At 46.8% G+C, this 13659-nt stretch carries 10 protein-coding genes; 2 read left to right on the top strand and 8 right to left on the bottom strand.

All coding sequences use genetic code 11. The annotated features are described in order from the left end of the window. Nucleotides 1-28: 28 nt before the first annotated feature. Nucleotides 29-529, bottom strand: coding sequence for a thioredoxin family protein (locus ACYQ2L_RS13995; RefSeq protein ID WP_460056933.1), 501 nt, complete (start codon nt 527-529; stop codon nt 29-31). Nucleotides 530-722: 193 nt separating this feature from the next. Between ACYQ2L_RS13995 and ACYQ2L_RS13990 the strand changes: the two genes are divergently transcribed. Together ACYQ2L_RS13990 and ACYQ2L_RS13985 are read left to right on the top strand one after the other, a co-directional pair. Next, nucleotides 723-2906, top strand: coding sequence for an InlB B-repeat-containing protein (locus tag ACYQ2L_RS13990; RefSeq protein ID WP_460056931.1), 2184 nt, complete (start codon nt 723-725; stop codon nt 2904-2906). A gap of 105 nt (nt 2907-3011) precedes the next feature. Then, entirely contained in the window at nt 3012-4802 is a 1791-nt protein-coding gene (locus ACYQ2L_RS13985) for an alanine--tRNA ligase (protein WP_460056929.1), read from the top strand. 48 nt (nt 4803-4850) lie between these two features. Here ACYQ2L_RS13985 and ACYQ2L_RS13980 read toward each other — a convergent pair whose 3' ends face one another. The 7 genes from ACYQ2L_RS13980 to recG all read right to left on the bottom strand — a co-directional run bounded on the left by ACYQ2L_RS13980 (nt 4851) and on the right by recG (nt 13639). Further along, nucleotides 4851-7100 carry an ATP-binding protein gene (locus ACYQ2L_RS13980; RefSeq protein WP_460056926.1) on the bottom strand — a complete coding sequence of 750 codons (2250 nt, stop codon included), beginning with the start codon at nt 7098-7100 and terminating at the stop codon, nt 4851-4853. A 73-nt stretch (nt 7101-7173) separates the two neighbouring features. Beyond that, complete coding sequence (locus ACYQ2L_RS13975; RefSeq protein WP_460056924.1) at nt 7174-8298, bottom strand: tetratricopeptide repeat protein; 1125 nt, start codon at nt 8296-8298, stop codon at nt 7174-7176. 1 nt (nt 8299) lies between these two features. After that, a complete protein-coding gene (locus tag ACYQ2L_RS13970) occupies nt 8300-8641 on the bottom strand; it encodes a hypothetical protein (protein WP_460056922.1) in 342 nt (113 codons plus the stop codon). 19 nt (nt 8642-8660) lie between these two features. Continuing rightward, nucleotides 8661-9263 (bottom strand): imidazoleglycerol-phosphate dehydratase HisB, encoded by a 603-nt coding sequence (gene hisB, locus ACYQ2L_RS13965; protein WP_460056920.1) that lies wholly within the window; start codon nt 9261-9263, stop codon nt 8661-8663. Continuing rightward, nucleotides 9260-10846 carry an ATP phosphoribosyltransferase gene (gene hisG / locus ACYQ2L_RS13960; protein WP_460056917.1) on the bottom strand — a complete coding sequence of 529 codons (1587 nt, stop codon included), beginning with the start codon at nt 10844-10846 and terminating at the stop codon, nt 9260-9262. Before hisG ends, hisB begins: the two co-directional genes overlap by 4 nt. Nucleotides 10847-10985: 139 nt before the next feature. Then, nucleotides 10986-11555: an RsmD family RNA methyltransferase gene (locus ACYQ2L_RS13955; RefSeq protein WP_460056915.1), complete on the bottom strand. Its 570-nt coding sequence runs from the start codon at nt 11553-11555 to the stop codon at nt 10986-10988. Continuing rightward, entirely contained in the window at nt 11546-13639 is a 2094-nt protein-coding gene (gene recG, locus ACYQ2L_RS13950) for an ATP-dependent DNA helicase RecG (protein WP_460056912.1), read from the bottom strand. The genes ACYQ2L_RS13955 and recG overlap by 10 nt, the downstream gene beginning before the upstream one ends. Between the last annotated feature and the right edge of the window lie 20 nt (nt 13640-13659).

Raw genomic sequence — 13659 nt, 5'->3', positions numbered from 1 at the left:
ATTCATTCTTTTCTGACGATTTTTTATACTAGTTTCCAGGGGAACGGTGCTGATCGATGTGGTTTTCGAAACGGGAACGTAATTCATCTGGCTGTTGCAACCCTGATTGTACATCAACAAGGTTTCCGACTGGATCAAAGTACAGCAGAGTAACCCGACGGTGTTGCGTAAAACGAGCAGCGAAGTTTAAACCTTCTTCCTTATCTACATCAGCAATCAGAACAAGCAGATCACTATCGTCGAAGTCATTTTCGATTCGGCTGATATTACTGCGTAATTCGGTACAGACAGGGCAGGTAGTGTCATGGACCTGGACTACTGCCGGAATCCCCTGACCAACACGAGTAAGATCATAGTGCCGTCTGGAGTTCCTGTTTGAAGCCAGCGCGATTGCAGATGCTGCGCTTATCATGCCTACAGCCACAATTATTGCAATGACAGCCTTTTTACGCTTTTGCCGGCGGGCATTTAAAGTCTGTCTTTCTTTTTTTCTTAGTGCTGCCTGTGCCTCAACTCTGGATCGTGACATATTATCTCCTGCTTATACATTAGTATAACAGTCAGATTTAAAATCGACAAGTTCTGTAGTTTCTTGCCGGTATGCCGAATGTGGACCTTGTCATACATCTCAGGATTTTTCTGGTATTTTGTTGTTAAATATAAGAAAATTAGTCATGAATATAGTATATTATACAACAAAGCATATTCAAAGGGGTTGTGTCATGGGTCAAAGGATTCCGGTTTCCCGATGTGGTTTGGCAGTTACTGCTGTGCTGCTTCTTGTGTTTTCAGGCTGTTCATTTGGTTTTCTTTCAGATAAATCTGAAGGGCAGTCATTTGTTGTAAATATAGCGTATCCCTTGAACTGGCAGGAATATACCTCAACGTCAGACAGCAGCGAGGCTCGCTTTCTGACGCGAAGCAGTAATCGACTCCTTATAACGTTGCTTCTTGATGGTGTAGTACATACTTCGCGAAACATCAACCTGCAGTTTGATGACAGCATGAATGCTATGACAGGGAGAGCTGAGTTCAAGGATCTGCCTTTTGCCAGCTATGAGGTGCGGGCTGAAGCCTTCAGTGAGGATAATGTTCTTCAGGCACAGGCTGTCGGCAGTGTTATTATTGCCAACAGAATACCTGTTGATTTGAGTCTCGTACTGATGCCACATGAAAGTCTGGTTGTCGATATTCCACCTGGTTTTCATTATTCCGCAGCTGCATTTCTTGAAGATTATATACAGACGTCGGTTGATATGCCGCAATTAGCAGCAGGCGCAGTCCGCCACTTCAGATTCTCTGTATCTGCCTCCGATGTAGATCTAATCGGTGAGAATGCTGTTTTCGTTTTTGCAGGTGACTGGGGTGAGGGCAGCACTCCTCTGATGTACTCGTTACGTGGTTCAGAAGGTGGTATTCTTCCTGCAAGTGTAAACACAGTAGAAGATCCAGATGATGATCTTGGAATTACTTTCATAACTCCCGGAAGTCCTCTTTCTCCTGGAATTTACTATATATCTCTGTTCAACAATACCAATGCGGTATTGCCTTATCTGACTGCAACGGGATATAGCGGTATTGTAGATTCTGATAACGGGATGGATCTCCCATTTCAGCATTTCAATGGTCTTTCATCTGCTATAGATGGCGATAACATCATATTTTCAGCTGACTATAGTGGACCTGTAACAGACAACCTGGAATACTATATAGCCTATGTGTCGGACTCAGATAAAGGATTGCATGGACCCTTTAGTGATCTTCCCGTCTCTCTTGCAAAATCTGATTTTACTGAATATGGTGAAATTGACTGGAAAATAGTCGCAGTGCTCGGTGGTCTTGTATCCGGAGTCATGCATGATTCTCCAAGACAATCATATACACTTCCGGCGCCACCTCCAGATACATTCATGGTCATCCTGGATCCCCAGGACGGCACAGTAGAGCCCGGAACTATAACAGTCACCTATGGTCAGACCTACGGTGATTTACCGGAACCTGAGCGGGAAGGTTATACATTCACTGGCTGGAACACCGAATCGGACGGCAGCGGCACAACAGTAACTGCAGCAACGGAAGTGACGATTGCTGCAGAACATACCCTGTACGCCCAGTGGTCAGCCGATACAAATCAGGTCATATTCAACGCTAATGGCGGAGATGGTACGATGCCCGATCAGACCATCGTAACCGGTGATGCCCAGAACCTCAATACCAATTTATTCACCCGCAGCGGTTACAGTTTCACCGGATGGAACACTGAAGCGGATGGAAGCGGCCAGCCATATGCAGATGAAGAGGCATTTACCATGGGTCCCTCGAGTGTCACCCTGTACGCCCAGTGGGAAGCAGAAGAGTACTCAGTATTCCTGGATGCCCAGGGCGGCACAGAGCCCGGAACTATAACAGTCACCTACGGTCAGACCTACGGAGATTTACCGGAACCTGACCGGCAAGGCTATACATTTGCCGGCTGGAACACCGCACCGGACGGCAGCGGCACAACAGTGACTGCAGCAACGGAAGTGACCATAGCCTCTAATCACAACCTGTACGCTCAGTGGGAAGGGTCGGAGTTGTTGGTTACCATTGACCTGATAAACCCTGAAGAAGCAGACATTACTTTCAGTGATGCTTCGGAAACCTTAAGCGCAAGCGGCACGGGCTATCCTTCGACCATGTTAATTACTGTAAATTCATCAGATACCATTGACAGCTATAGCTGGCTGCTTAACGGAGAATCAGGCAATCCTGCATTAACGGTTTCTCCGGGAGGTGCCGGTGACCATGTAGTTGAAATCGATGCAGCAGAGGGTCTGTACTTGGGTGTGCATAATCTGTCACTGATCGTCGTAATAAATGGAAGCACATTTTCGGCTCAGTTTGATTTTTCGGTAGTTCAGTAAAAGACATTACTGACACTCCCTCCGGCAGCATGATGTGCCGGAGGGAGTGGTTTTTCATGCCTTCATGAATTGACTTTTCCCTTACTGCTCTTTACTATCCAATTCATGACAGCACAGGAACTTCGTAAAAAATATATAGCCTTTTTTGTTGAACATGGCCACTCCGAAATAGCCGGTAAATCACTGGTTCCGGAGAACGACCCTACCGTTCTATTTACCACAGCAGGTATGCATCCGCTCGTGCCTTATATTCTCGGCGAGGAGCATCCAGGGGGTACCCGCCTGGTTAATTATCAGAAATGTATCCGTACCGGTGATATCGAGGATGTAGGAGATTCAAGCCATCTTACGTTTTTTGAAATGCTCGGTAACTGGTCACTCGGTGATTATTTCAAGGAAGAATCAATCCGGATGAGTTTTGAGTTTCTCACCAGTCCAGACTGGCTGAATATTCCTATCGAGCGTCTTGCGGTAACTGTGTTCAGCGGCGATGATGAGGTTCCGCGCGATAATGAGAGTGCAGCTATCTGGCAGGAACTAGGTATTCCTGAGGACCGTATATTTTTTCTTGGTCGAAAGGATAACTGGTGGGGACCTGCAGGACAGACTGGACCCTGTGGCCCAGATACAGAGATTTTTTATGATACAGGGATTCCCGGCAGCCCGGACAGCAAACCAGGTGTGTCCGATGGGAAATGGCTCGAAATCTGGAATAATGTCTTCATGCAGTACAACAAGCAGGCTGACGGCAGCTATGTTCCCATGGAAAGAAAATGTGTAGATACCGGAATGGGGGTGGAGCGTACAGGGACTGTCCTGCAGGGAAAGGCCTCTGTTTATGAAACGGAACTCTTCATTCCAATTATTGACTGTCTCCAGGAAATTTCCGGTAAAAAATATGGGGCTGATGAAGAACTTGATAATTCCATACGGATTATATCGGATCATATTAAAACATCAGTGTTTTTGATTGGTGATGAGGCAGGGCTGGTGCCCTCAAACCTTGGCCAGGGCTATGTCCTGCGCCGACTCATTCGTCGTGCACTCAGACATGGGCGCAAGCTTGGTATAGAAGATGCGTTTCTGGAGAAACCAGCACAGGTCGTAATAAAGATGTATGCTGAAACTTATCCCGGGCTCAAGCAGAAGCAGGAAACTATCATGCAGGAGCTGGGCAAGGAAGAGGAGAAATTCATGCGTACCCTACGCAATGGTGAACGGGAGTTCCAGAAGATGCTTCCGAATCTTCAGCGTAATCCACGGCGTGAAATCCCCGGACGTCTGGCATTCAAACTGTATGATACCTATGGTTTTCCGATTGAACTAACAGAAGAACTGGCAAGTGAACATCAGATGACAGTAGATCGTGAGGGCTTCGATGAAGCATTCCGAAAACATCAGGAAACATCGAAGATGGATGACAATCAAACCTTCAAGGGTGGTCTTGCAGATCATTCTGAAATGACAACCCGGCTCCATACTGCAACCCATCTGCTCCACCAGGCACTCCGCGATGTCCTTGGTGATCATGTTCATCAGAAGGGTTCGAATATTACCCAGGAGCGTCTCCGTTTTGACTTTGATCATCCGGAAAAGATGAGTCCCGAAGAGATCCAGGAAGTTGAGCGGATAGTTAATGAGAAGATCCACGCTGCACTACCTGTAGAGATGAGTACCATGACTCTTCAGGAAGCCCGTGATGCAGGATCAATAGCTATTTTCAGCGACCGCTACGAGGAAGTTGTCAAGGTTTACCGTATTGGTGACTACAGCATGGAAGTCTGCGGTGGACCGCATGTTGCTAATACAAGTGAACTCGTGAGCTTCAAGATTAAAAAAGAACAATCTTCTTCTGCCGGTGTTCGGCGGATCAAGGCTGTGCTTGAAAATAACTGATCAGACGAGAAACCAATCTATAGGGCAGTGTGTCATTCACTGCCCATTTTAAAACTGACTATCCAGAAGCTGTTTAAGATACTTGTGCCGGACCGGCTTTGGAATAAATCCGTTCATCCCTGCTTCGACAGACATTCGCTGTTCCTTGCTGCTTACACCCGCTGTGAGAGCTGCAATGAAGGTAGTCTTTACCGGGTTTGACTCTGATTCAGCCAGCCTGATTGCCCGTGTAGCTTCCAGCCCATCCATAATCGGCATATGAATATCCATCAGGATACAATCAGGTTGATGCTCAAGGTATAAATCGACAGCTTCCTTTCCATTTCTGGCTTGTAGTATCTGACAGTCTGGATACAGTTTAAGCAGCAATGAACAGATCATTTCCAGATTAAGTTCAACGTCCTCAGCTACCAGTATCATTGAATTACCCGCTTGTTTTCCGCTCGCTAATGTGTTCTGAATCTTTTTTGCCGGGGATATATTCGTAGAATAAGCCGTATGAATAGATAGTGTAAAACTGGATCCCTTTCCGGGATGGCTGCTCAGAAGCAGTGTCCCTTTGAGTCTTCTTGCAAGTCTTTTCGAGATAGTTAAGCCAAGACCTGTACCACCATATTTTCTTGTAGTTGATCCATCACCCTGAATGAACGGTGAGAAAACCTTCTTCCTGGTAGCTGTATCCATACCGATTCCAGTGTCAGTGACAGTAAAACGGAATTTCCCTGTAGGGTTTGGACCCATAGTATGCGGAACAAAATCCGCTTCAAGGATAACAGAACCCTTGTCAGTAAATTTTACTGCATTGCTGAGAAGGTTGACGAGTATCTGTTTGAGTCGAACTGGGTCCGTCCAGATATCAGTCGGCAGATTACTACTGAAATCTGTTGAAAGATTGAGGCCTTTTTTTCCTGCTGATGGTGCTACAATATCTACTGCAGAATTCAGAATTTCATAGATATTACAGAACTCATAAGCAAGTTCTATTTTCCCTGCTTCAATTCGGGAGAAATCGAGTATATTGGATATGAGTTCCATCAACATCTCTGCAGAGGCTGCCGTATTTCTTGTGTATTGTTCCTGCTCAGCGGTCTGGCTGGTATTCAGCAGCAATTCAGTATAGCCGATTATTCCGTTCAGCGGTGTCCTGATTTCATGACTCATGTTGGCCAGAAACTCACTTTTTGCCCGGCTTGCACTTTCTGCTGCATCTTTCAGTCGAAGCAGTTCACGATCCGCTTCGGTCTTTTCCAGTACATCTGCGATTGTATGCGTAAATATTTCAAGCAGGGATATGTCATATTCAGCCCACTTGCGACTGTTCCTGCAGCAGTCCATGCCAAAAAAACCGATTTTCTCATCCTTAGTGGTAACCGGTAAGGCAAGCAGGGATTGAATGTTCTGTCGCTGCAGCTCATTACGTACGAGAACTGCATTTTCAGGTAATCGGGATGTTTCTGGTATGTGAACGATATCTCCGTTAAGTATAGCCGTTGTAACATATGACTGATGGTAGACAGAAACATTCTGCATGCTTTGTATTTCTGAGCTTATACCTGAAGCACACCATTCATGAGTGTTTGACATTCTGCTCTTATCTTCATTGAACAGGAACAAGTAGCTGCGGTCTACCTGGAACAGCTGTCCTATCCGTTTCAGCATATGATACAGTCTGCTATCAATATTCCCGCTACCTGCACTCAAAAACTCCTTGGATATGTCGGAAAGGGTTCTGTGAAAATTGTTCTGGAATTCTATTCTTTTTGCAGCTTTTTTCTGCTCACTGATATCACGTGATATACCTAGTATACCAGTGATTTTACCATCATCATCATAGATGCCGCTGATCACAGCTTCTGTCCAGACAGTTGCCCCATTCTTGCAGGGTTGTTCCAGTTCCATGCGTGCATTCGGAAGATGAATGCCTGTACGTATAGCTGACTGAATTCTTTTCAATCCCTCATAGTAATAATGCCGTGATCCCGGGCAGAGAGTTTCCTCAGTGCTTTGCTGCATGACCTCTTCAGGAGTATACCCTCTGAGCTGTTCAACTGCGGGACTGATATATGTGAACTTACCCTCCAGATTCAGTGACCAGATAACATCTCTTGAATTCCTGGCCAACAACCTGTAGCGCTTTTCGCTTTCATGAAATGATTTCTCTGATTGAATAACAGCTTTCTCTTTTATTTCAAGCTGATATCTGATCCTCATTCTACACAGCAGAAATCCTGCAATAAAAGCAGGAACTGAAATCAAGGAGAAAATACCGAAGGTGTTGAAATCAAGAATACTCTCCATTGATATAGAATATATTCTTCCATCAAGTTTTATAAGAGGTTAATGGCTGTAGATGGTACTATATTGAAGATGATTATTTGTGTGTCAGCTCCGCAAGGGCTTCGGTGATAGCTGGATGCCTCAGTCCCTGCTTGAGAAAACTTTCGAGCGTCTGTCTGGCAGCGAGCTCATTTCTGGTCTGCAGATAAGCCTCGCTCAGTGCAAGGTACAGGCGGTAATTATGAGGATCGCGTTTTACAAGGCTGTCCAGTGATTCAATCGCATCCTGACTATTACCTCGTTTCAGATTCAGTTGAGCCAGTCCAAGCGCAGCGTAGACATCAAATTCTATATCCAGAGCCGCCCGATAGTAGCGTTCTGCTTCCTCATCCCGATCCAGCTTCCGGTACGCATCTCCTGCTCTGGCAAGTATTATCTTGTTATCCGGCTCTTTTTTAAGTAGAAGCTGCCATATTTCCAGGCATTGCTCGGGTTGATTCAATCCCCTGAAACAGTCTGCAAGTCCAAACAATGCGTAGAAGTTCCGGTTGTCTTTCTGTCTTGCCCGTTCGAAATAGGGCAGTGCTTCCTGAAACATACGGAGCTTCCTGTAGCTATTTCCTATTGATGTCAGAATCCGGATATCAGCTCTGGGTTCAGTAATATCCAGAACCTTCAACCAGTGCTGCAAGGCTTTATCATACTCCTTGAAATCATAGTGAAGATGTCCCATTCCAATAAGGGCATAGAGATTTTTCGGTTCTGAACTCAGTGCAATCTCGTAAATTTCTTTGGCTCGATGGTAGTTATGGGCTTTCCGATGCGCATCAGCGGCTCTTGTGAGGACACTTAGATTTCTGTGGTCATGTTCAAGATACCTGTCCCAGATACGGGCCGATTCATGATAATGCTGAAGAGCAGAAAGACTGTCAGCAAGTCCGAACAAGGCATAATTGTTATCCGGGTAATATTTCAGACAGGTTTCGTACGAACTGACTGCATCCCTGAATTTCCGGTCTTTTCTGAAAGAGTCCCCGAGTCCTACCAGAGCATAGTTGTTTGTACTATCCAGATCGAGAATTTTCCTGAAGTATGTCTGGGATTCGGGAATAAAACCCTGTTTTAACAGCTGGTAACCTTTCTGGGATAATTCTGTAATCATCCGTTCATTGTCTTCACCGTCCGGGTGAGTATTTTTATCTATGTTATCCTGGTTCAAACTAACTATCCTCTGTTAACCATTGTCGTATAACCATTGCCATTTTCTCAAGCTCAGGTCCATAATTTCTTTTGTCGCCTGCTATCCAGTACATTCGGAAGGCATCCAGCGGGCGTCCGTTTTCAGCATAGTGGTGCCCTATGCGTGTTAATCCATCACCATAGGAAACCGTAATAAATACCCGCTTGGCCTGTTCAACCCGACCATTGTTAAATAATTCATTCCCCTTGCGAATCAGAGCTGCTCTTGTAGCAGCGTCGATATGAGCAGGTGAATCACCACCGGTTTTAATGAACCCACTGCTTCTGAGATGTTCATGTTTTTTGAAATCCGGTTTATTCATATTTTAGGCTTCGGTGTATTCAGAACGTGCCTTTAGTAGACAACTGTTCTTTGCTGTTCAGTTCTGTTGCCGCGATACTCATTGCTATTCCCAATGACTTGAAAAGCGATTCAATAATATGGTGACTGTTTTCCCCATAGCGGACGTTGAGATGGATATTGCAGCGCGCGTTTGCTGCCAGGGCATAGAAGAACTCCCGGAACAGGCATGTATCGAGTTGACCAATATGGCTCTGTGGCCACACAGCATTAAATACCAGGTACGGGCGATTGCAGAGGTCAACAGTAGCTTCTCCGAGGGCATCGTCCATTGACAGTATGCAGTGTCCATAACGCTGAACTATGCCGATTTTTGCCTGCAGATCCTGTATTGCCTGCCCAAGGACAATTCCAAGATCTTCCACCAGATGATGCGGATCAACATGTATGTCTCCAGAGGCAGAAATCTTCAGATTCCAGTCACCATGAAAGGCAAATGCATGCAGCATATGATCCATAAAAGGGATTCCAGTCTCGATGCTGATCACAGGTTGTACTCCGTCAGCTTTCCGTGATCCCTGGCTTAGCTCAAGGTGAATACTGGTTTCTTTTGTCTCTCTGTCGATAGCCGCCTTTACACTCATGACTGTTCTCCTGTTCGAATACTTTGAATCAAGCTTTCAATTTCACGGTAATGTACCTTGTAGTAACTTGGATTAGCTACCAGATGAACCCTTATTGGTGCCAGCTCCTGCACTACCTTAAGATTGTTAGCTTTCAGTGTGCTTCCTGTTTCAACAAGATCAACAATGTATGGGGCCAAACCAAGTATTGGTGCCAGTTCAACAGAGCCGTTCAGTCGGATAATTTTTATCTCCTGGCCTTTCTCCGAAAAATACTGCCTGACAAACTCGACATATGAGGTTGCTATACAGATTGGCTCACCCTGTGGTTCAGGGGTATCTTCATGTGCCGCAAGGCACATTTTGGTAGCCCCAAAGGAGAATGTATGTAATTTAATTAGTTTATGACCGGATTCGATAATGACATCATCACCGCAAACTCCGATGCCTGCAATTCCGTGGTGAACATAGGTTGTTAAATCACTGTTTTTGACCAGCATGACCTTTATTTTGTTCTGCGAGTCCTGTGCAAGCAGTTTCCGTTTGTCAAAGTTGATTTCAATTCCAGATAAGCTGAGGTGCTCCTGTACCTGTTCTGTCAGCCGGCCTTTGGGCAGCGCCAGACTGATTGGCTGAGGCTGGATTGCTGCAGTAGTATTTGCCAGTGGTTCAATTACCGACTGGAGAATTGAAAAACCGACCGAGGGAGCAGCACAGCCGAATTCCTGCAGCAGGCTGTCGTACCTTCCCCCGGATACGACTGCTCTGGAAGCCCCGGCACAATAAATCTGAAAAGCCATTCCGCTGTAGTATTCACGAGCTCCGACTTCGGAGAAATCAATTCTGACCTGGATTCCTGGTTCTTTACTTCTGACTGCTCGGGCAAGTTTCTGAATTTCATGTATCTCTTCTCCGACTGCCTCTGGCCAGTCGGAATCTGTCAGTTCACTGCCGTCTGCCTCATGAATCAATGTAAAAAGTCTGATTATAGTGGCTGGTTCCATGACCGTACTGCTTTCAGCAGCATGTTCAAGCTCACTGATTTTCCTGAAACGGATAATATCGGCAATTGCGCTGATTGTATGCTTGTCTGCATTCGGCCAGATCAGCTGAAGCAGTCTCCGCGATCCAATATGCAGGGCGGCGGCTGGCAGTGCTAATTCCCGGATTACCTGAGCCGCCAGAAGCAGTATTTCCAGATCCCCTTCAGAACCAGGGACTCCAATAAGTTCTGCACCAGCCTGAAAGGTTTCTCCATGGTGAATTTCGTCATCGGATTGATAGCGGACGATACTATCAGCATAACTGATGCGCATAGGAAGCTCTTCAGGACTCAAGTGCCGGCCGAGTTGGTTAGCCAGAAACAGAGTTACATCGGACCTGAGCAGCATGACGTTTCCATTTCGGTCAATCAGTCGGTAGCTGTCAGACAGAAGCTGTGGAGACATATGAGCCTGGTAGGTATCAAAATTATCCAGCAGCGGGGTCTCCACCGGACGATAGTTCTGATCCAGAAACAGATCTTCAATATTTCTTCGAATTTGTCTGTGCCGCTGCACCTGCTCCAAACGCATTCCTTCTGTAATGAATGTCTTCTGTACCACGGTAGCTCCTTGCAGTCTCGGATTATAGCAGAACTGAAAAGGAATGAAAATGTAGTCTTGATTATTTCTTGTTTCTCAAGGTTATACCCACATGAATGCTGATAATTGCGATCCCTTGGTAATGCTGTTTTGTTCCGGTTCAGTCACTGACTTCATACATGCCAAGCATGGAGCGCCCGTACTCTCTTAAGTCATAGCGTACAAGTTTCTTCCCCACGTATCCTTCTGCCTCGTGGCCGGCAGGGATAATGGTCTCAGTTAAACGATCTTCACGCGGGTAGTGGATGAGGATACGGCTGGTATGTTTCATAAGCCGTGAGTTAAGAAGCCTTTCAAGCAGTTGCTGTTTGAATGGATAATCGAAGGGAGGATCGAGATACAGAAGGTCATAGCTTTCCTTCCATGACTTTATAAAACGTTCAACCGGCATAAAACTTATACGGATCTCTTCTTCGCACATTGCGATATTCTGCAGCATGACTTTCTTTTTCCCGACATCTTTTTCTACCAGTCGTATGGGGTCTGCACCTCTAGATGCGGCCTCTATCCCCATTACCCCGGAGCCTGAAAACAAATCGAGAAAGCTGCGTCCTTCAATCGGGCCGAGACAGCTGAATAATGACTCGCGCATTCTGTCCATGGCCGGCCGGATAACACCTGGGGGGCAGTTAACCCGACGTCCGCGGTATGTGCCTGCGGTTATTCGCATATAGTCTCTCCTTCATGCTCAATTGCTTGTATGTCCATGCAGTGCAGACTTTTCCGGATTGCATCGTGTTCCTGGCGCTGCAGCCCGGGATCGCTTTCCAGCGCTTCGAAGGCTGATTTCCGTGCCAGATTCATAAGTTCCATATCTGCAGGAAGCCTGGCTATTCTCAAACGCAGGAAACCAGCCTGCCGTGTTCCGGCAAGATCACCAGGGCCTCGAATGTTCAGGTCTTCTTCTGCAATCCTGAAGCCGTCAGTGTGCTCTTTGAGGACCATAATCCGTTGTTTGGCATCGTCGGTCAAGGGTTCAGCATAGACAAGAAAACAATAGGCCTGATCCTTACCGCGGCCGACCCGACCCCTTAGCTGGTGAAGCGCTGCCAGTCCGAATCTTTCGGCGTGCTCTATCACCATGCAGCTTGCATTGGGCACATCAACCCCAACCTCAATTACCGATGTCGCTGCGAGAATCTTTATTTCACCGCTGGCAAAATCCTTCATTATCTGTTCTTTTTGCTCCTGTGGAGTCTCTGAATGGATGAGTCCAAGTCTGAACTCCGGGAATATCTGTGCAGAAAGACGTTCTGCCATGGACTCGGCATCCCGGACAGAAATCTTCGAGCTCTCCCTGATCAATGGGTACACAAAGTATGCCTGCTTTCCTGCCTGCAGTTCTGAACGAACCCATTCATACACTTTGTTTTCATTTCCCATGCGCGCCAGGTGAGTCTTTACTGGCAGTCGTCCCGGTGGCATTTCCCTGATTGCAGAAACCTGCAGATCTCCGAATACGGTAAGAGCCAGGGTACGGGGAATCGGTGTTGCCGTCATAAACAGAACATCCGGAGAGCAACCTGCAGATGATTCTGCCTTGCGAATAATCTGCATTCTCTGCTCGACACCGAAGCGGTGCTGTTCGTCAACAATTACGTATTGCAGATTTCTGTAATGAACATCTTTGCTGAAGGCTGCGTGGGTCGCAGAGATAAACCCGGCTTCACCGTTTGCAATGTGCTCAAGGAGTGTCTTTCTTGCTGATCCATGCAGGGATCCAGTGAGCAATGCTGTACGGATTCCAAGGGGTTCAAGTTGGGCAGCTGCAGTTCTTGCATGCTGTTGTGCCAGCAAGGCCGTGGGGACAAGCAGAACAACCTGACCGCCTGCTTCTAAAACCGGGAGGGCACTGCTGAGTGCCGCCAGGGTCTTACCCGAGCCTACATCACCATGCAGTAGTCTTCTCATGGGAACCGTACTATTCAGGTCATCTGTAATTTCAAGGATCACTTTCTTCTGATCCCCGGTCAGCGGGAAGGGTAGACGCTTCTCAAGCTCCTGGAGCATACCAGGTGGCCGCTCAGGTTTGGGTCTGCGGTCCTGTCGTCGTTCTATCACCGAGCGCGCGATTCCTGCCTGTAAAAAAAACAATTCTTCGAAAGCCAGTGACTCTCTGGCTATTTCGGCATTCGCCAGGCTTGTCGGCTGGTGGAGCTGAAACAATGCCTCTCTGGTGGGCAGCAGGTTCAGTTTCTTGTCTGAAAGGGAGGGGAGGCTGCTCTCCAGGTTCCTTGCGTATTTTTCCAGTGCCTGATTCAGAATCCTGCGAAGTTTTCCCTGCTGAAGATTTCCGGATAGAGGGTAGATTCCCTGTATCTTTCCGAAGTGCAGGGGATCATCGCTGTACATCTCGCTGTCGAAGGCTGAGCATTGAAATTCACCATATCGGACAGAAAAGCTGCCGCAGATAAAATAGTGTTGACCCAGAAGCAGCTTTCCAGCCAGAAAATTACGGCCAAAACAGACCAACGTTCCGATACCATGCTCATCCCGAATATGAATCTTGAGAGTCATTTTCCCCTGAAAAGAGAAGTAATCATGTGCGGTAACCTCTGCTACCGTGTTGACCCAGGTAGGATCCTGACCCTTTGGAAGCAGAGGGCAGATGTTTTTTCGGTCTTCATAGCCTCTTGGTGCCAGAAGCAGCAGGTCTCCTATACTTCCGACACCAAGCTGCTGCAGATCCGCTGCCGCGGCCGGCCCGACTCCGTTGAGTTTGCTTGCACTGGCGGCGAGTTCATACAGCAGCATATTTCAGATCACGTGTGTCC

The organism is Spirochaeta dissipatitropha, from assembly GCF_054657935.1.
This window is presented reverse-complemented; position numbering and strand designations above follow the sequence as displayed.

What these genes read in the sequence shown, in the direction of transcription:
- ACYQ2L_RS13980 (WP_460056926.1), bottom strand. Translation starts at nt 7,100, where the DNA reads ATGGAGAGTATTCTTGATTTCAACACCTTCGGTATTTTCTCCTTGATT.
- ACYQ2L_RS13955 (WP_460056915.1), bottom strand. Translation starts at nt 11,555, where the DNA reads ATGCGAATAACCGCAGGCACATACCGCGGACGTCGGGTTAACTGCCCC.
- hisB (WP_460056920.1), bottom strand. Translation starts at nt 9,263, where the DNA reads ATGAGTGTAAAGGCGGCTATCGACAGAGAGACAAAAGAAACCAGTATT.
- ACYQ2L_RS13970 (WP_460056922.1), bottom strand. Translation starts at nt 8,641, where the DNA reads ATGAATAAACCGGATTTCAAAAAACATGAACATCTCAGAAGCAGTGGG.
- ACYQ2L_RS13985 (WP_460056929.1), top strand. Translation starts at nt 3,012, where the DNA reads ATGACAGCACAGGAACTTCGTAAAAAATATATAGCCTTTTTTGTTGAA.
- ACYQ2L_RS13995 (WP_460056933.1), bottom strand. Translation starts at nt 529, where the DNA reads ATGTCACGATCCAGAGTTGAGGCACAGGCAGCACTAAGAAAAAAAGAA.
- ACYQ2L_RS13990 (WP_460056931.1), top strand. Translation starts at nt 723, where the DNA reads ATGGGTCAAAGGATTCCGGTTTCCCGATGTGGTTTGGCAGTTACTGCT.
- recG (WP_460056912.1), bottom strand. Translation starts at nt 13,639, where the DNA reads ATGCTGCTGTATGAACTCGCCGCCAGTGCAAGCAAACTCAACGGAGTC.